General features: G+C 68.9%; 18 protein-coding genes and 2 pseudogenes. 9 read left to right on the plus strand and 11 right to left on the minus strand.

Translation table 11 applies throughout. The features are described from left to right. Window positions 1–53: 53 nt before the first annotated feature. Entirely contained in the window at window positions 54–602 is a 549-nt protein-coding gene (locus A6302_RS21900) for a hypothetical protein (protein ID WP_141703384.1), read from the minus strand. Window positions 603–637: 35 nt separating this feature from the next. On the opposite strand from A6302_RS21900, the gene A6302_RS03400 reads away from it, so the two are divergent. From A6302_RS03400 to A6302_RS03410, 3 genes are all read left to right on the plus strand, one after another. Further along, window positions 638–1,006, plus strand: a complete 369-nt coding sequence (locus A6302_RS03400) for a hypothetical protein (protein ID WP_141703385.1) — start codon at window positions 638–640, stop codon at window positions 1,004–1,006. A 457-nt stretch (window positions 1,007–1,463) separates the two neighbouring features. Further along, window positions 1,464–2,057: a superoxide dismutase gene (locus A6302_RS03405; protein ID WP_069305872.1), complete on the plus strand. Its 594-nt coding sequence runs from the start codon at window positions 1,464–1,466 to the stop codon at window positions 2,055–2,057. 151 nt (window positions 2,058–2,208) lie between these two features. Further along, window positions 2,209–2,886 (plus strand): response regulator, encoded by a 678-nt coding sequence (locus A6302_RS03410; RefSeq protein ID WP_069305873.1) that lies wholly within the window; start codon window positions 2,209–2,211, stop codon window positions 2,884–2,886. Between the two features lie 55 nt (window positions 2,887–2,941). On the opposite strand, the gene A6302_RS03415 is transcribed toward A6302_RS03410, so the two are convergent. Then, on the minus strand, window positions 2,942–3,802 hold the full coding sequence (locus A6302_RS03415) for a branched-chain amino acid aminotransferase (RefSeq protein ID WP_069305874.1): 861 nt from the start codon (window positions 3,800–3,802) through the stop codon (window positions 2,942–2,944). Between the two features lie 231 nt (window positions 3,803–4,033). Between A6302_RS03415 and A6302_RS20980 the strand changes: the two genes are divergently transcribed. Further along, window positions 4,034–4,186, plus strand: a complete 153-nt coding sequence (locus tag A6302_RS20980; protein WP_083255471.1) for a DUF3096 domain-containing protein — start codon at window positions 4,034–4,036, stop codon at window positions 4,184–4,186. An 8-nt stretch (window positions 4,187–4,194) separates the two neighbouring features. Here the strand turns inward: A6302_RS20980 and A6302_RS03420 are convergent. The 8 genes and pseudogenes from A6302_RS03420 to A6302_RS03455 all read right to left on the minus strand — a co-directional run bounded on the left by A6302_RS03420 (window position 4,195) and on the right by A6302_RS03455 (window position 10,381). Continuing rightward, a pseudogene (locus A6302_RS03420) lies at window positions 4,195–5,579 on the minus strand (M20/M25/M40 family metallo-hydrolase). An 88-nt stretch (window positions 5,580–5,667) separates the two neighbouring features. Next, window positions 5,668–6,882, minus strand: coding sequence for an MFS transporter (locus tag A6302_RS03425; RefSeq protein ID WP_245293894.1), 1,215 nt, complete (start codon window positions 6,880–6,882; stop codon window positions 5,668–5,670). Next, entirely contained in the window at window positions 6,879–7,640 is a 762-nt protein-coding gene (gene arsH / locus A6302_RS03430) for an arsenical resistance protein ArsH (protein ID WP_083255472.1), read from the minus strand. The genes A6302_RS03425 and arsH overlap by 4 nt, the downstream gene beginning before the upstream one ends. Then, the gene (gene arsB / locus A6302_RS03435) at window positions 7,594–8,649 is read right to left on the minus strand and encodes an ACR3 family arsenite efflux transporter (RefSeq protein WP_069305875.1); all 1,056 of its coding nucleotides are present in this window, start codon (window positions 8,647–8,649) and stop codon (window positions 7,594–7,596) included. Before arsB ends, arsH begins: the two co-directional genes overlap by 47 nt. A gap of 6 nt (window positions 8,650–8,655) precedes the next feature. Then, the gene (locus tag A6302_RS25570) at window positions 8,656–8,961 is read right to left on the minus strand and encodes a GNAT family N-acetyltransferase (protein WP_083255481.1); all 306 of its coding nucleotides are present in this window, start codon (window positions 8,959–8,961) and stop codon (window positions 8,656–8,658) included. Then, on the minus strand, window positions 8,916–9,482 hold the full coding sequence (arsC, locus tag A6302_RS25575; RefSeq protein WP_083255473.1) for an arsenate reductase (glutaredoxin): 567 nt from the start codon (window positions 9,480–9,482) through the stop codon (window positions 8,916–8,918). The genes A6302_RS25570 and arsC overlap by 46 nt, the downstream gene beginning before the upstream one ends. Before the next feature lie 7 nt (window positions 9,483–9,489). Further along, complete coding sequence (locus A6302_RS03450; RefSeq protein ID WP_069305876.1) at window positions 9,490–10,029, minus strand: arsenate reductase ArsC; 540 nt, start codon at window positions 10,027–10,029, stop codon at window positions 9,490–9,492. Continuing rightward, a complete protein-coding gene (locus tag A6302_RS03455; RefSeq protein ID WP_069305899.1) occupies window positions 10,022–10,381 on the minus strand; it encodes an ArsR/SmtB family transcription factor in 360 nt (119 codons plus the stop codon). Before A6302_RS03455 ends, A6302_RS03450 begins: the two co-directional genes overlap by 8 nt. Before the next feature lie 242 nt (window positions 10,382–10,623). Here A6302_RS03455 and A6302_RS03460 point away from each other — a divergent pair, with 242 nt between their 5' ends. The 3 genes from A6302_RS03460 to A6302_RS03470 are packed head-to-tail and all read left to right on the plus strand — an operon-like array spanning window position 10,624 to window position 12,972. Further along, window positions 10,624–11,670 carry a type III polyketide synthase gene (locus A6302_RS03460; RefSeq protein WP_245293895.1) on the plus strand — a complete coding sequence of 349 codons (1,047 nt, stop codon included), beginning with the start codon at window positions 10,624–10,626 and terminating at the stop codon, window positions 11,668–11,670. Continuing rightward, complete coding sequence (locus A6302_RS03465) at window positions 11,667–12,188, plus strand: isoprenylcysteine carboxyl methyltransferase family protein (protein WP_069305878.1); 522 nt, start codon at window positions 11,667–11,669, stop codon at window positions 12,186–12,188. The genes A6302_RS03460 and A6302_RS03465 overlap by 4 nt, the downstream gene beginning before the upstream one ends. Window positions 12,189–12,243: 55 nt before the next feature. After that, window positions 12,244–12,972 (plus strand): phosphatase PAP2 family protein, encoded by a 729-nt coding sequence (locus A6302_RS03470; RefSeq protein WP_069305879.1) that lies wholly within the window; start codon window positions 12,244–12,246, stop codon window positions 12,970–12,972. A 1-nt stretch (window position 12,973) separates the two neighbouring features. On the opposite strand, the gene A6302_RS03475 is transcribed toward A6302_RS03470, so the two are convergent. Further along, the gene (locus tag A6302_RS03475; protein ID WP_069305880.1) at window positions 12,974–14,536 is read right to left on the minus strand and encodes a helicase HerA-like C-terminal domain-containing protein; all 1,563 of its coding nucleotides are present in this window, start codon (window positions 14,534–14,536) and stop codon (window positions 12,974–12,976) included. Between the two features lie 271 nt (window positions 14,537–14,807). Between A6302_RS03475 and A6302_RS03480 the strand changes: the two genes are divergently transcribed. Both A6302_RS03480 and A6302_RS25995 read left to right on the plus strand, forming a co-directional pair. Then, window positions 14,808–15,185, plus strand: coding sequence for a hypothetical protein (locus A6302_RS03480; RefSeq protein WP_069305881.1), 378 nt, complete (start codon window positions 14,808–14,810; stop codon window positions 15,183–15,185). Window positions 15,186–15,248: 63 nt separating this feature from the next. After that, window positions 15,249–16,546 (plus strand): annotated as a pseudogene (locus A6302_RS25995) (hemolysin family protein). Window positions 16,547–16,708: the final 162 nt, after the last annotated feature.

Here is a 16,708-nt window from a genome sequence, read left to right on the forward strand (position 1 = left end):
TCTCGCCGGTTCAGGCGAGAGGGCTTGCGGCATTCAGGACGATGTCTTGGGTCTCACTGCACCGCGGCGTCGCTTCCTTCCGATGCCGCGATCAGTGTTTCGCTGTCGTCGAGCAGCTTGCGAAGGGCGGAGATCTGCGCGCGGGCGGTCGTGACCGCGCGCTCGGCGGTGCGGATCGCCGCGGTCTTCTCCTCGGCGAGCGCGGTCAGTTCGCTCGCGCGGGTCTCCAGCGCGGCAACGCCCTCGCTCGTGCGGGTCAGTTGCGCCTCGCGCACGGTGAGGGCGGCAAGCGTCGGCACCAGCCGGTTGGTGGTGCGGACCAGCCGGCGTTCGGCCAGCGCATGGGCATCCTCGGTCGCGGCGAGGCTTTCCTCGGCGGCGGCAAGACGACGTCCGGCGCTGGCGGCCAGCGACGTCGCCTCGGCCAGCCGCGCCTCCGCGGCGCTTGGCGGCAGCAGCCTTCTCCACCTGCGCGGCGCGTGCGCCGCTGGCGGCCGACAACGACACGAGGCGATTGCGCGCGCGCAGCGTCTGGCGTTCCAGCACGGCGGTGTCCGCCATCGCCGTCTCGCGTCGCTGCGTCCATTCGGCCGCCTCGGCAAGGGTCCCCTGAGCCTCGGCAACGGAGGTGTTCAGCTTGCCGAGTTCCACCGTGCGCGCGCCCGCCGCCGCCGACAGCGACACCAGCTCGTTGCGCTTGCGGACGACAACGCGGGTCATGGCCGGCAGCTCGGCCTCAAGGCCGGCAAGCTCCGTGCGCGCGCCCTCGGTGGCGGCGAGTGCCTCGCTCTCGCGGGCGACGATCGCGGCCAGCCGGCTCTCGGCCTTTGCCAGTTCCGCGGCCCGCGCGGTGGCGGCGGCCGAGCGCGCGACGATCTGGTTGTTGGCGACGCTCGCCTGCCGGCGCAGGGCGGACAGTCGGGCGGCCATCTCCTGCTCGGTGCCGACATCGGCCTCGAGCGCCGCGATCCGCGCCTCCAGTTCGCTGCGCTCCGACGCGCCGTAGGCCACCATCGCCCAGCCGCCGACCGCGGCGACGACGGCAATGCCAAGCGCCACCAGCAGCCCGTTCATGCCGCCGGGGAACGCCGATCCCACCGACCTTGTCTCGCTCATGCCTGCCCCCTCGCCCAACCGAAATGCTCGAAAATCCTGCTTCAGGAGCGAAAAGTATAAGTCGAAGCCGGAGCCTGGGCGAGCGCATTTCGCAGGCGGCAGACGCTCTGGCCTGCTGCGTCGGCGGTCTTGCCCTGTGCCCGCCCGCGGCCCCGGTGCTCGGCATTGAGACTCCGCAAAACTCCTGATATCGTTGCCTCGTCGTTCAGAGTCCTGCCCAACCACGCCCCTCCCCGACGGTCACGTCGTTTTTCCGGAACCGATCGCATGCCGGGGGGTTGACCCTGCAGGGACCCGGGCCCCACTTCTTCGCGGTGGCCCGACACCAGAATTCTCAGGAGACTGACATGCCTTTCGAATTGCCGGACCTGCCCTATGCCTATGACGCGCTGGGACCCTACATGTCCGCCGAAACGCTCGAGTTTCATCACGACAAGCACCACGCCGCCTATGTGACCAACGGCAACAAGCTGCTCGCCGGCTCCGGCCTCGAGGACAAGAGCCTCGAAGAGATCGTCAAGGAGAGCTACGGCAAGAATGCGGGCCTCTTCAACAACGCCGGCCAGCACTTCAACCACATCCATTTCTGGAAGTGGATGAAGCCGAATGGCGGCGGCGCCATGCCGGGCGAACTGGAGAAGGCGATCGTCGCCGACCTCGGCTCGGTCGAGAAGTTCCGCGAGGAGTTCCTTGCCGCCGGTGCCGGCCAGTTCGGCTCCGGCTGGGCCTGGCTTGCGGTCAAGGACGGCAAGCTGTCCGTGATGAAGACGCCGAACGGCGAGAACCCGCTCGTGCACGGCGCCACGCCGCTGCTCGGCGTCGATGTCTGGGAGCATTCCTATTACATCGACTACCGCAACGCCCGTCCGAAGTACCTCGAGGCCTTCTTCGACAACCTCGTGAACTGGGACTATGTCGCGGAACTCTATTCCAAGGCATGATCGGCCGTCCGGCCACCTGATCGCCGGATGATGTGCGGGCCGCGGGGATTTTCTCCGCGGCCCGCGTCGTTTTCGGCCCGGATGCCGCGGTTTTCGAACAGAATGTTAATCGTGACGACCGATCCTCGGCGGGCGCCGGGGAGATGGGACGATGGCCGAGGCCGACGACAAGCCGTTCAAGCAGATCATTCTGATCGACGACAACCGCACCTTCTCGAGCCTGATGCGGTCGGTGCTCTGGGAATTCGGCTTTCGCGACATCATCGATTTCGAGAACCCCGACGACGCCATCGAGATGATGAAGACGACCTTCGTCGACGTCTGCTTCCTCGATCTGATGATGCCCGGCACCAACGGCTTTCGCGTCGCCGACAGGATCCGGCACAATTCCGAACTGCGCAACCGCATGCTGCCGATCATCATGGTCACCGGCCACGCCGACCGCACCAACATCCAGCGCGCGATCAACCACGGCATCGACGAGGTCCTGGTCAAGCCGATCCGCCCGAAGTTCGTCTACCAGCGGCTGATGGGCGTGCTGGAAAAGCCGCGCGTCTACATCAAGACCCGGTCCGGCTACTTCGGTCCCGACCGCCGCCGCCGCAAGGATCCGAACTACATCGGACCGGAGCGGCGCAAGGTCGATGACCACGAGGTGCTGACCAGCACCGGCTTCGTGCACGTGCGCGAGCACCTCGCGGCGCAGCGGCCGGTCGCGGTTCCCGCCCCCGTTCCCGTCGTCCCGCAGGTGCCCGTCCCGGCGCCCGTTGCCGTGCTGAAGCCGGCCCCGGCCTCCCAGCCGGATGCGGACGTCTTCCTGCTCGACTGACATTGACGCCGTACATCCTGGCAGCGCATCCCGAGAGACGTGGCGGCAGGCCGGCTCAGGCCGAGCCGTGCGCGAACTCCCAGTAGAGATCGCGCGCCCGCGCCATCACCGGACCGGGCTGGAAGTCGCGCCCGTCGATCCGGGTGACCGGCACCACCTTGGCATAGTTGCCGGTGGAGAAAACCTCGTCGGCCTCCAGGAAGTCGGACGGCATCAGCCGGGTCTCGGTGACCTCGACGCCCGCCTCGCGCAAGAGGCCGATCACCCGCGCGCGGGTGATGCCGGAGAGGAACGAGCCGTTCGGCACCGGCGTCGCCACCCTGCCGTCCTTCACGAGGAAGATGTTCGAGGTGGCCGTCTCGGCGACATTGCCGAGCATGTCGCACATGATCGCGTTGTCGAAGCCGCGCGCCTTCGCCTCCATGATCGCCCGCCCGCTGTTGGGATAGAGGCAACCGGCCTTGGCGTTGGTCGGCGCCACCTCCAGCGACGGACGGCGGAAGGGCGAGAAGGTCGCCGTGAAGCCGGTGACGGGCGGCATCGGCGTCTCGTAGATCGACAGGCAGAAGCGCGTCGATTCCTTCAGCGGCGGCACGCCCATGTAGCCGCCCTCTTCCGCCCAGTACATCGGCCGGATGTAGAGCGCGGTCCCGGGCTCGAACTTCGCCACGCCCTCGCGGGCCAGTTCCGCGATCGTGCCCGGCGCCATGGTCGGCTCCAGCAGCAGGGCTGCGGCGCTGCGGTTCACCCGTTCGCAGTGAAGCGCGATGTCCGGCATCACGCCCTCGAAGGCCCGGGCTCCGTCGAAGACGCTCGATCCCTGCCAGAAGGCATGGGACCGCGGCCCGAGCAGCGGCACGTTGCCCGCGTGCCAGTCGCCGTCGACATAGGTCCAGGTCTTCGAATGCTCCGCCATCGCGCCGTCGTCCTCTGTGATCCGGCCCCATGAGCCTGATTGATCCGAGACATAGCCCGCCGTCACCACGCGATCCACGGCGAAATCGACCTCGCCGACACGGCAAGGCGACGGACGGCATGCTGCAAGGCACAAATCGCCGCGCCGGACGTTGAGAAGCCGACAGGGCGCGGGAACTGCGCCCGATCCCCGGCTTTCCTCAACTCAGCCCCCTACTGCAAGGAACATCCCATGGTCGCCATCGAGATCGCCCCGCTCGTCGCCCTCATTGCCGGCATCATCATCCTGATTGCCCCGCGCTTCCTCAACTACATCGTCGCCGCCTACCTGATCCTGATCGGCATCCTGGGGCTGTTCCCCGACGTGCTCGACCGCATCCAGTAAGCGGCGCCTCACTCCGCCAGGGCGGCCAGCACCCGCGCCCACGAGCGTTGGCCGCCGGCAAAGCTGGTGAGATCGTATTTCTCGTTCGGGCTGTGAATCCGGTCGTCGCCCAGGCCGAAGCCGATCATCAGGCTGTCCATCCCGAGGATGTCCTTGAAGTGGCCGACGACCGGGATCGACCCGCCGCCGCCGATGATCGCGGCGGGCTTGCCCCATTCCGCGGAAAGCGCCGCCAGCGCCTTCCTCAGCGCCGGATTGTCCTGCGACAGGGTCAGGCCGGGGCTGCCGCCATGGGGATGGAAGGCGACCTTCGCGTCCGCCGGCAGCCGTTCCGTCACGAAGGCGCGGAAGGCGGCGCGAACCTTGTCCGGATCCTGGCCGCCGACGAGGCGGAAGGAGACCTTGGCCTTGGCTGTCGCCGGCAGCACGGTCTTGAAACCCTCGCCGGTGTAGCCGCCGGAAATCCCGTTCACTTCCGCGGTCGGCCGCGCCCAGATCTGCTCCAGCACGCCGCGCCCCGCCTCGCCGGCCGGCACCGCGAGGCCGACGTCGCCGAGGAATTCGGCCGCATCGAAGCCGAGGCTGTCCCAGTTGGCACGCACCGCCTCCGGCGTCTCGGCAATGCGTCGTAGAAGCCCGGCAGCGTCACCCGGCCGGTATCGTCGTGAAGGTCGGCCAGAATGCGGGCCAGCACCCGGATCGGGTTCAGCGCCGGGCCGCCATACTGCCCCGAATGCAGGTCGCGCGAGGCGCAGGTGACGACCACTTCCTCGCCGACCAGGCCGCGCAGGCTGGCGGTGATCGCCGGCGTGGCCGCGTCCCACATGCCGGTGTCGCAGACCAGCGCGACATCATGCGAAAGCTCCGCCCGGTTCGCCTCCAGGAAGGGAACGAGGCTCGGGCTGCCCGACTCCTCCTCGCCCTCGAACAGGATCGTCACGTTGACCGGCAGGCCGCCGGTCTCGGCCATCCACGCCCGCGCCGCCTCGACGAAGGTCATCAGCTGGCCCTTGTCGTCGGACGAGCCGCGCGCCGAGATCTGCCGCGCGCCATCGGCCCGCGTCTCGATCGCCGGCTCGAAGGGCGGCCGGGTCCAGAGCTCCAGCGGATCGACCGGCTGGACGTCGTAGTGGCCGTAGAACAGCACATGCGGCCTGCCGGGCGCGCCGGTCCAGTGCGCCACCACCATCGGATGGCCGGGCGTCTCGCGCAGGGAGGCCGAAAAGCCGATGTCGGTCAGGTCCGCCACCAGCCATGCGGCGCTCGCCCGGCAGTCGGCGGCAAAGGCGGGATCGGTCGAGATCGACTTCAGACGGAGGAGGTCGAACAGCCGCGCGAGGCTGTCGTCGAGGCCGCTGTCGAGACGGGCAAGGACGGGGGCGAGCGAGGACATGGGCGGGCTCCGGCGGTTGATGCGTCGGGCCGCATAAGACGCGAAATCGTTTCCTGATTGAAGAGGGCTCGGCCATCATCGCGCGGCTTCACAGCCGCCGGGCGGCCTCGACACGCCCGCAGGACCGCCAGAGCAGGCCGGCGAGCCCGACGTTGACGACCGCGATCCCGGTGAGCAGCCACAGCGTCACGTCGGCTCCCGTCATGGACAGCACGAGGGCGGCCAGCGAGGGAGCGAGTGCCTGCGCCACGAAGTTCGGCCGTCCGAGCCGTCCGATGGCCCGCGCATAGCGCTCCGGACCGAACAGGGCGAGCGGCAGGGTGCCGCGCGCGATCGAATAGACCCCGTTGCCCGCGCCGTAGAAGACGAGCGCGAGAGCCGCCAGCGACGTGTCGACGGTGAGCAGCAGCAGGCCGAGCGCGGTCAGGATCACGGCCGCGGCCATGGTCCAGATCGGATGATGGCGCCCCCGGCCGGCCATCTCGACGATGCGCGCGCCGACCTGCGCCGGGCCGAGCAGCGCACCCAGCGCCACCGCGGCCGCCAGCGTCTCGCCTCTCGCCTGCAGCAGGGTGAGGAGATGCACCGACATCGTCGCGGCGGCGACCCCGCACAGGATCATGATCGCGCAGAGCAGCGCGAAGGTCCGTCGTTCGGCGCCGGAGAAGGCGGCGGGCGGCGGTGGCGGACGGGTGCCGTCCGGAAGAGGGGCCGGTGCCACGCGCGGCAGGAAGACGAGGATCAGCGGCAGGCTGAGGCCGATCTGGATCGCCGCATAGGCAAGGCAGGCACCGCGCCAGCCCACCGCGTCGACCAGCAGGGCCGAGAGCGGCCAGCAGACCGTGCTGGCAAAGCCGCCCCAGAGCGTCAGCACGGTGATCGACGGCCGGGCCGACGCACCGTAGTAGCGACCGAGCGAGGCGAAGGCGGCGTCATAGAGCCCCGACCCCATGCCCGCGCCGATCACCAGCCAGCCGATGACGAACATCGGCAGCGTCATTGAAAGGGCAAGGATCACCAGCCCCGCGGCAAGCAGCAGCGACGAAAGCGCCAGCACCGGCCGGCCGCCGCGCAGGCCGATGGCGTTGCTGGCCGCCGGCGAGACCGCACCGGCGGAAAGAAGCCCGATCGACAGGGAGCCGACGATCCACGGCAGTGGCCAGCCGGTGTCGGCGGCGATCGGACCGGCCAGCACGGCGAGGAGGTAGTAGGAGCTGCCCCAGGCGAAGATCTGGGTGATGCCGAGCACGGTGATCACCGGCCAGCGGCGCCCGCCGGCCTCGGCCAGAGCCAGTCCACTCACCGCACGGCGCCGAGCTTGAGCCTTGCCTCGAGCTTGTCCGCCGTTTCCTTGCGCTCGCTGTAGCGGTCGGTCAGGTAGGGAGCGACGTCACGGGTGAGCAGCGTGAACTTCACCAGTTCCTCCATCACGTCGACGATGCGATCGTAATAGGAGGACGGCCGCATCCGCCCGGCCTCGTCGAATTCCTCGTAGGCTTTCGCTACCGACGACTGGTTCGGGATCGTCAGCATGCGCATCCAGCGGCCGAGGATCCGCATCTGGTTGACGGCATTGAACGACTGCGAGCCGCCGCAGACCTGCATCACCGCCAGTGTGCGGCCCTGGGTCGGCCGCACCGCGCCCGTGGCCAGCGGGATCCAGTCGATCTGCGCCTTCAGCACGGCGCTCATCGCTCCGTGCCGCTCCGGGCTGGTCCAGACCTGCCCCTCCGACCAGATCGACAGGTCGCGAAGCTCCCGGACCTTCGGATGGTCGGCGGCCACCGCATCCGGCAGCGGCAGGTCGCGCGGGTCGAAGACCCGCGTCTCGGCGCCGAAATGCTCCAGCAGCCGCTGGGCCTCCAGCGTGGCGAAGCGGCTGTAGGAGCGGTCGCGCAGCGAGCCGTAGAGCAGCAGGATGCGCGGCGGATGCGCCGAGGGCGTCGCGGTCGCGAGGCGGGCGAGGTCGGGCGCGGCAGCAGGGCATCGGTGACGTTGGGAAGATCGGCAGGGGTCACGGACGAACCTCTTCTCTGGCCGCGGCCGGCAGTCCGCGTTCATACCAGCCCTTCGACCCGTTGACGATCCAGACCACCGACAGCATCACCGGCACCTCGATCAGCACGCCGACCACGGTGGCGAGCGCCGCGCCCGAGCCGAGACCGAACAGGCTGATCGCGGCGGCGACCGCCAGCTCGAAGAAGTTCGAGGCGCCGATCAGGGCCGAGGGCCCGGCGACGCAATGCTTCTCGCCGGCCATGCGGTTGAGGAGATAGGCAAGGCCGGAGTTGAAATAGACCTGGATCAGGATCGGCACGGCCAGAAGCGCGATCACCAGCGGCTCGGCGATGATCCGGTCGCCCTGGAAGCCGAACAGCAGCACCAGCGTCGCCAGCAGCGCGGTCAGCGACACAGGGCCGAGCTTTGCCAGAACCCGGTTCAGGGAGGCCTCGCCGCCCGTGGCCAGCAGCCGGCGGCGCAGCAGCTGGGCGATGATCACCGGCACGATGATGTACAGCACCACCGACAGCAGCAGCGTGTCCCACGGCACGATGATCGCCGAAAGCCCGAGCAGCAGCGCCACGATCGGCGCGAAGGCGACGACCATGATCGCGTCGTTGAGCGCCACCTGGCTCAGGGTGAAATGCGGCTCGCCGCGCGTGAGGTTCGACCACACGAACACCATGGCCGTGCAGGGGGCGGCGGCGAGGATGATCAGGCCGGCGATGTAGCTGTCGATCTGGTCGGCCGGCAGCAGGTCGCGGAACAGCCAGCCGATGAACAGCCAGCCCAGCAGCGCCATGGAAAAGGGCTTCACCGCCCAGTTGACGAACAGCGTCACGCCGATGCCGCGCCAGTGCCGGCCGACCTCCGTCAGCGCGGCGAAGTCGATCTTCAGCAGCATGGGAATGACCATGAGCCAGATCAGCACCGCCACCGGCAGGTTGACCTTGGCGATCTCGGCCGCCGCCACCAGCTGGAAGGCGCCGGGAACGAGATAGCCAAGGCCGATCCCGACGACAATGCACAGGAAGACCCAGAGCGAGAGATAGCGTTCAAAGACCGACATCGGGCCTCACAGGGTGATGCGGCGGGCCAGAAGCGTCGCCGAAGAGGGACAGAGGGAGGCGGCCTGCGGGGTGCCAAGGATCGCCGCCGGCGCGGCGCTGCGGTCCATGTCCGCATAGCCGGCCTTGCGGAAGAGGTCGGCCGCCGTGGTCGTCAGCACGAAGGCGCGCCGCGCGCCCTGTTCGAAGGCACGGGTCGAGAGAAGCTGCAGCATGGCGCGGGCCGCGCCCTTGCCACGCTGCTCTTCCCTCACCGCGAGCGACCGGATCAGTGCGTCGCCGCCGTAGATCTCGAAGCCGGCATGGCCGAGCAGCGTGCCGCCGAGCGTGCGGAAGGCAAAGAACCGGCCCGGCGAGACATCGAGATCCTCGGTCGCAGTCTCGCCGCGCGCAGCGCCTTGGCAAGACGCGGGTCGGTGGCCGAGATCTGCTCGTCGCGCAGGAACGGCGTGCCGTCGTCCTTGTCGAGGTCGGCGGCCACGACAAGCGGGATCAGGTCGAGCACGGTCTCGGACGGACGGCAGAGCTTCACGCCCTGCGGCGCCACCACGATCGGCCGGTTGATCAGCACCGGATGCTCCTGGATCGCCGCCAGCAGCGCCTCGTCGCCAACGGTCGGATCGCCGAGCCCCAGATCGCGGAAGGGCGTGCCCTTCTCGCGCAGGAGTTCGCGCAGCGGCATCCGCATCCGCCGGGCGAGATCGACCAGCATGGCCGCGCTCGGCGGCGTCTTCAGATACTCGATCACATGCGGCTCGATCCCCTGATGCCGCAGCAGCGCGAGGGTGTTGCGCGAGGTGCCGCATCCGGGGTTGTGGTAGACGACGACGTCCATGCCGCCCTCACGCCACGTCGGAGCGGGGCGCGGCGGCGCCGTCCGAGTGGCCTTCCGACTGGCCGATGTCGCGCAGGCGCCGACCGAGCGCCAGCCGGTCGAGGCTCTCGATCGGCAGGGCCGTGAACACCGAGATGCGGTTCTTCAGGAAGCGGTAGGCGCGGGTGAAGGCGGCCAGCTTCTCGATGTCGGTGCCCTCGACCGCGGCCGGGTCCTCGATGCCCCAATGGGCAATCATCGGCTGGCCGGGCCACACCGGGCAGGTCTCGCCGGCGGCGTCGTCGCAGACGGTGAAGACGAAATCCATCACCGGCGCGCCGGGTGCGGCGAACTCGTCCCAAGGCTTGGACCGCAGTCCCTCGGTCGACAGGTCATAGCTTTCCAGCAGCTTCAGCGCGAAGGGATTGACCGCGCCCTTCGGCTGGCTGCCGGCCGAAAACGCGCGGAAGCGACCGCTCGGGTCGGCGTTGAGGATCGCCTCGCCCAGGATGGAGCGGGCGGAATTGCCGGTGCACAGGAACAGCACGTTGTAGACGTGGTCAGACATGGGGAACGTCCTTCTCGGGCGGGCAGCAGGCGGGCGCCGCTTCCAGGGCGGGCACGCAGACTTCGGGGTGCCCCTGACAGCAGTCGCGCATCAGGAAGCGGATCAGGTCGGCGAGCACCGGATAGGCGGCGCTGTAGAGGATCGAACGCGACTCGCGTCGCGACGTGACGAGGCCCGCCCGTTCCAGCTGGGCGAGATGGAAGGAGAGATTGGAGGAGGAGACGCCCATCGCCTCGGCGACCGCACCGGCGGCAAGGCCGTCGGGTCCGGAGGTCACCAGCAGCCGCAGGATGCGGAGCCGGGTTTCCTGCGACAGCGCGGCGAAGGCGCCAAGGGCTTCTGTTTCGTCCATCGTCATCTCAATATTTCAAGAACTATTGAATCAATAGACGAGGCGCGCGGCGGACGCAAGCCGGAGGTGGGTCGCCCCGCCGATCTCGGCCTTCGCGAAGACCGAGATTCGCTTGTCGATCAGGAAATTGTGTTCGAAGCTGCGAAACGGAACGGGCGCAAGATCGTTAGCGGGAATGCCCGGCGAACGCGCGACGCCGGTGTTGCCGAAATCCTCCCGACAGCCAATCGATCGGTTTCCTGTTGAACGCCCAGCTTCACGCCATCGCCACCGCTGTCCCGCCCACGATCCTCGACCAGGAGACGGCGGCAGATCTCGCGCGGGACACCTTTGCCGACAGGTTCGACGATTTCGACCGGATCGAACGGGTGTTCCGGACCTCCGGCATCCGCAAGCGTCATGTCGCCCAGCCCCTCGACTGGTATCGCGCGCCGCATGGATGGAGCGATCGCAACGTCGCCTATCTCGCCGGAGCCGAAGCCCTGTTCGCCGAAGCAACCGAACGCGCGCTGCAAAGGGCCGGGTTGCCGGCCGCAGCGATCGACACGGTCGTCACCGTGTCCTCCACCGGCATTGCCACGCCAAGCATCGAGGCCCGGGCGGCCGAGCGTCTCGGCCTGCGGCCGGATGTGCTGCGCGTCCCGGTGTTCGGCCATGGCTGCGGCGGCGGCATCGCCGGCCTCGGCATCGCCGGACGCCTCGCCGAAGCCCGGCCGGGCAGCCTCGTGCTTCTGGTCGCCGTGGAACTCTGCAGCCTCTCCTTCCGGCTCGACAAGCTGACGAAGGCGAACATCGTCGCCACCGCCCTGTTCGGCGACGGCGCGGCAGCCTGCCTGCTCTCGACCGATGGCGGCGGACTTGCCCGCATCGGCGCCACCGGCCAGCACACCTGGCCGGGGACGCTCGGCATCATGGGCTGGGACATCGACGAGACCGGCTTCGGCGTCATCTTCGACCGGGCGATTCCTCCCTTTGCCGCAGCCGAGACCGGGGCCGCCGTCGCGGCGATCCTGCGTGCCGGCCACCTCGCCGCCTCGGACATCGACCGCTACATCTGCCACCCCGGCGGCGCGAAGGTGATCGAGGCGCTGGAACAGGCCCTGCCGATCGAAGCCGGCGCGCTCGCGGTCGAGCGGGCTGTCCTCGCCGACTTCGGCAACATGTCGGCCCCGACGGCGCTGTTCGTGCTCGAACGCATGCTGGCCGAAGGCGCACCGGGACGCAGCCTGGCGATGGCCATGGGGCCGGGCTTCTCGCTCAGCACCGCCGTGCTGGAGACGGGTCCATGACCGCGGCGGTCCTCCTGCTCGCCCTCGTCACGGCCGAGCGGCTCGGCGAACTCTGGCTGGCGCGCCGCAACACCGCGGCGCTTCTCGCCCGCGGCGCCCACGAGGTCGGCGCCGGCCACTACCCGGTCATCGTCGCGCTGCACGTCGTCTGGCTGGCCGTCCTCTGGTGGTTCGGCTGGGACCAGCCGCTCGATCCGGCCTGGCTTGCCGTCTTCGGAGTGTTGCAGGTCCTGCGCTTCTGGGTTCTCGGCACCCTCGGCCGGCGCTGGACGACGCGCATCATCGTTCTGCCCGGCGCGCCACTGGTCACGCATGGACCCTATCGCTACATGTCCCATCCGAACTACGCGGTGGTCGTCGGCGAGATCGCGGTCCTGCCGCTGTGCCTCGGGCTGCCGCTGGTGGCGCTCGTCTTCTCGCTCGCCAATGCGGTGGTGCTGTTCATCCGGATACGATGCGAGAACAGGATCCTCGCCGAGGCTCCGCAGGGACATTCCGGCCCCCGCCTCGAAGGCTGAGCGCGATCCGCCTGTCCGAATCCCGCCCGTTCGCGGGACACATGAGGCCCTGTCCATGCCGCAGTTCAGATTCGACTTGCTGAAGATCTACGTCTGGGCGCGTTCAGAACTCGCGACGCTGTCCCTCATCATCCTGTTCTGCGGCAGCCTGCTCGCCTTCATCCAGATCGCCGAGGAGGTGTCCGAGGACGAGACCCATGCGCTCGACACCGCCGTGCTGCTCGCCCTGCGCAATCCGGCCGATCACGCCGACCCGATCGGTCCGCCGTGGCTGGAAAGCGCGGTCAAGGACATCACCTCGCTCGGCAGCATCACGGTTCTCACCCTGCTGACGCTGGCGGCGATCGGCTACCTGATCGCCAAGGGCAAGCGCCGCAACGCCCTGATCGTCGCCGCCTCGGTCATCGGCGGCATGGTGCTCAGCACGTTGATGAAGAACCTCTTCGCCCGGCCGCGGCCGGACCTCGTGGCGCATCTGACCGACATCCACACCATGAGTTTTCCGAGCGGCCACGCCATGCTGTCGGCGGCGACCTACCTGACCCTCGGCGCCCTGCTCGCCCGGGTCGAGCCAGATCGCCGCACCCGGGCCTATGTGCTCGGCATTGCCATCGTGCTGACGATGCTGATCGGCCTCAGCCGCATCTATCTCGGCGTGCACTATCCGACCGACGTGCTCGCCGGCTGGTGCGCCGGCGCCGCCTGGGCAATCCTGTGCTGGATGACCGCGCTGTGGCTGCAAGGACGCAGCAAGACGCCGGAAGATCCGTCCCGGTCGTCCTGACCTAGCGCCGCAGCAGGCTGCCGAGCACGCCGCGCACGATCGCCCGGCCCGCCGTCGAGCCGACCGAACCGGCGACCGATCTGCCGAGATCGGCGGCGACCTTGCCGGCCACCTGGTTGACCACAGAGCGCGTCACGTCGCGCGCCACCCGCTGGGTGCCGGTGAGCTTCGGGCGGCGGCCGCCCTCCGCCGCGGTGGTCGTGGTGCCGAACAGGGTGCCGAGCAGGCCGCCGAAGAGGCCGCCGGACGCCTGCGGTGCCTGCGCCTGCACCAGCGCCTCCTCGGCCTTGGCCGCCAGCATCTCGAAGGCCGACTCGCGGTCGACCGGCGTGTCGTAATGGCCGGCGACCGGGCTGTTCTGCACGATCTGGCGCCGCTCCTCCGGTGTCAACGGCCCGAGCCGGCCGGAGGGCGGGCGGATCAGCGTCCGCTCGACCACCGACGGCACGCCCTTGCCCTCCAGTGTCGAAACCAGTGCCTCGCCGACGCCGAGCTGGGTGATCACCTCGAAGGCATCGAAGGCGGGGTTCGGGCGGAAGGTGCTCGCCGCCACCTTCACGGCCCGCTGTTCGCGCGGGGTGTAGGCGCGCAGGGCGTGCTGGATGCGGTTGCCGAGTTGGGCGAGCACGCTTTCCGGCATGTCGAGCGGGTTCTGGGTCACGAAGTAGACGCCGACGCCCTTGGAGCGGATCAGCTTGACCACCTGCTCCACCTTGTCGACCAATGCCTTCGGGGCCTCGTCGAACAGGAGATGCGCCTCGTCGAAGAAGAAGACGAGACGCGGCTTCTCGGGATCTCCGACCTCCGGCAGCACCTCGAACAGCTCCGACAGCAGCCAGAGCAGGAAGGTGGCATAGAGGCGCGGGTTGTTGATCAGCTTGTCGGCGGCCAGCACGCTGACGACGCCACGCCCGTCGCGGGTCGTGCGCATCAGCTCGGAAATCTCCAGCGCCGGCTCGCCGAAGAAATTGTCAGCGCCCTGCTGCTCCAGCACCAGAAGTCCGCGCTGGATCGCGCCGATGGTGGCGGTCGAGACATTGCCGTAGGTGGCCGAGATCTCTTTCGCATGCTCCGACAGATAGCCGAGCATCGCGCGCAGGTCCTTGAGGTCCAGCAGCAGCAGGCCCTCATCGTCGGCAATCTTGAAGGCGATGTTGAGCACGCCCTCCTGGGTGTCGTTGAGGTTCATCAGCCGGGCCAGCAGCAGCGGCCCCATTTCCGAGATCGTGGTCCGGATCGGGTGACCCTCGACGCCGAACAGGTCCCAGAAGATCGTCGGGCTCTCCTCCAGCACATACTGGTCGCCGAGACCGATCTCCTCGGCCCGCTTGGTCAGGAAGTCCTTCGGCTCGCCGGCGATCGCAAGGCCCGAGAGGTCGCCCTTGATGTCGGCGCAGAACACCGGCACGCCGGCATTGGAAAAGCCCTCGGCGAGGATCTGCAGCGTCACGGTCTTGCCCGTGCCGGTCGCGCCCGTCACCAGCCCGTGGCGGTTCGCAAGCTTCAGGGTGAGATATTCCGGCTTGCCGCTCGAGCCGATGTAGATCCTGTCCTCGACGATCATGCCCAATCCCCCGAGCGGTCCTGCGTTCGCCGCTTCGCAGGATTTATAGGATGCCGGTCCGGCCCGGGCAATCGACCCGCCCGGCGCGGCGCTCCGGCGGGCGGACCTGCCTCCGGTGGGGACCGCGACAAGGGCGGACCAGGGCCGCAGACCGGCGGGCGGACCAAGACACGCGCGGCGCAGTGAACAGTCCGTGAGGAAAACTCACGCTTGTTTTCACGGTGGCCGTGGTATCTATTCCGCCGACGAAATTCGGCTGGAGTGCTGCGGCATGCACGAGCTTGTACGACGGGTTTCCGAGAACATCGGGATCAGCACCGACACCGCGGACACGGCCCTTCGGATCGTGCTCAACTTTCTCGATCGTGACGGCCCGAGCGACAAGGTCCACGAGCTTGCCGAAAAGCTCGGCCTCACGGACTTCCTGTCCGCCGCCCCGTCCGGCGGCGGCGGCCTGTTCGCCGGTCTCGGCGGGCTCGTCGGTGGCGGCGCGATGGCGGCCTTCACCCAGCTCAGCTCGGCCGGCCTCGACATGGGCGAGATCCAGGGCCTGACGCGCGAATTCGTCGATTATGCCCGCGAGCACGCGGGTTCAGACCTCGTCGACGACATCGTCGGCGCCATCCCCGGGCTTGAGCAGTTCGTCTGAGGCTCGCCCGCTGCCACAGGAGAAACACCGGCTCGCTCCTCCTTGCGCGGGCCGATCGACTGCATGATCGAAATCCTGATCGTCGCCGGACTCATCCTTCTCAACGGTGTGTTCGCCCTGTCCGAACTGGCCCTCGTCTCGTCCCGGCGGTCCCGCCTCAGGTCGATGGTGGAGAACGGCCGACCCGGCGCGCGCGCCGCCATGGCGCTTTCGGCTGACCCCGGCCGCTTCCTGTCCACGGTCCAGATCGGCATCACCCTCGTCGGCATTCTTGCCGGCGCCTATTCGGGTGCCTCGCTCGGCGCGCTGCTGGAGGCCGTGCTCATCGAGGCGGGCCTTTCGCAGGCCGTCGCCGCCCCGCTCGGATTCGGCCTCGTGGTCGCCGTGATCACCTATTTCTCGCTGGTGGTCGGCGAACTGGTGCCCAAGCAGATCGCGCTGCGCAATCCCGAGGCGATTGCCTGTCTCGTCGCCGGTCCGATGAACATCCTGTCGCGGGTGGCGGCGCCGCTGGTCTGGCTGCTCGACGTCTCCTCCCGCCTCGTCTTCTTCCTGCTGCGCATCCGCGAGGAAACCGGGCCCAGCGTGACCGAGGAGGAAGTGCGCTCGCTGATCGACGAGGCGGAGAACGCCGGCGCATCGAATCCCACGAGCGCCGCCTGCTCTCGGCCGTGTTCCGCTTCGGCGACAGTTCGGCCAAGGGCCTGATGACGCCGCGCACGGAGGTCGACTGGCTCCCCTTCGACGCCTCGCCGGACGTGCTGCGCGAGCGGCTGGCGAAGTCGCCGCATTCGCGCCTGCCGGTCTGCCGCAACGGGCTCGACGACATCGTCGGCGTGATCGCCGCCAAGGACCTGCTCGCCGCGCTCGTCGAAGGCAGCGAGTTCACGATCGCCGATCTCATCCGGCCCGCGCCCGTGGTCCCCGACACGATGGGCGCTCCCGAACTGCTCGAGGTCCTGCGCGCCGCCGACGTGCCGATGGCGCTGGTCCACGACGAATACGGCGACTTCGACGGTCTCGTCACGCCGGCCGACGTGCTCGGCGCCATCGTCGGCGGCTTCAAGTCCGACCTCGATGCCGAGGAAGACACCGCCTACTACCAGCGCGACGACGGCTCCTGGATGATCTCCGGCTCGATGCCGGTCGATGCCATGGCCGACATCGTCGGGCTCAAGCTGCCGAAGGACCGCGGCTACCACACCGCCGCCGGCTTCGTGCTCGCCCGTCTCGGCCATCTGCCCGCCACCGGCGAGACCTTCACCTGCCTCGGCTGGCGTTTCGAGGTGGTCGACATGGACGGCTTGCGGATCGACAAGATCGCCGCCGAGCGACTGCCGCACGGCACCCGCCAGAAGTAGCGGTTGAGCCAGCCCCCTCCCGGCGGCAGGATGCGGATGCGACCAGCCGTCGCCTTGCCGGCGGACCGCGCCTGATCTCTTGTGCAGGTGCGAAGTCCCCCGGCGCGGCCGGCGGCACCGCGTGGCCGCGTGGACGTGCGGCCGCGCGGGCAACGACAACAA

Origin of the sequence: Methylobrevis pamukkalensis (genome assembly GCF_001720135.1) — a bacterium.
GTDB lineage: Bacteria > Pseudomonadota > Alphaproteobacteria > Rhizobiales > Pleomorphomonadaceae > Methylobrevis > Methylobrevis pamukkalensis.

Coding starts and splice junctions, on each gene's coding strand:
- A6302_RS03405 (WP_069305872.1), top strand. CDS start 1,464: ATGCCTTTCGAATTGCCGGACCTGCCCTATGCCTATGACGCGCTGGGA.
- A6302_RS03410 (WP_069305873.1), top strand. CDS start 2,209: ATGGCCGAGGCCGACGACAAGCCGTTCAAGCAGATCATTCTGATCGAC.
- A6302_RS03415 (WP_069305874.1), bottom strand. CDS start 3,802: ATGGCGGAGCATTCGAAGACCTGGACCTATGTCGACGGCGACTGGCAC.
- A6302_RS20980 (WP_083255471.1), top strand. CDS start 4,034: ATGGTCGCCATCGAGATCGCCCCGCTCGTCGCCCTCATTGCCGGCATC.
- arsH (WP_083255472.1), bottom strand. CDS start 7,640: ATGAACGCGGACTGCCGGCCGCGGCCAGAGAAGAGGTTCGTCCGTGAC.
- arsB (WP_069305875.1), bottom strand. CDS start 8,649: ATGTCGGTCTTTGAACGCTATCTCTCGCTCTGGGTCTTCCTGTGCATT.
- arsC (WP_083255473.1), bottom strand. CDS start 9,482: ATGGACGTCGTCGTCTACCACAACCCCGGATGCGGCACCTCGCGCAAC.
- A6302_RS03450 (WP_069305876.1), bottom strand. CDS start 10,029: ATGTCTGACCACGTCTACAACGTGCTGTTCCTGTGCACCGGCAATTCC.
- A6302_RS03455 (WP_069305899.1), bottom strand. CDS start 10,381: ATGGACGAAACAGAAGCCCTTGGCGCCTTCGCCGCGCTGTCGCAGGAA.
- A6302_RS03465 (WP_069305878.1), top strand. CDS start 11,667: ATGACCGCGGCGGTCCTCCTGCTCGCCCTCGTCACGGCCGAGCGGCTC.
- A6302_RS03470 (WP_069305879.1), top strand. CDS start 12,244: ATGCCGCAGTTCAGATTCGACTTGCTGAAGATCTACGTCTGGGCGCGT.
- A6302_RS03475 (WP_069305880.1), bottom strand. CDS start 14,536: ATGATCGTCGAGGACAGGATCTACATCGGCTCGAGCGGCAAGCCGGAA.
- A6302_RS03480 (WP_069305881.1), top strand. CDS start 14,808: ATGCACGAGCTTGTACGACGGGTTTCCGAGAACATCGGGATCAGCACC.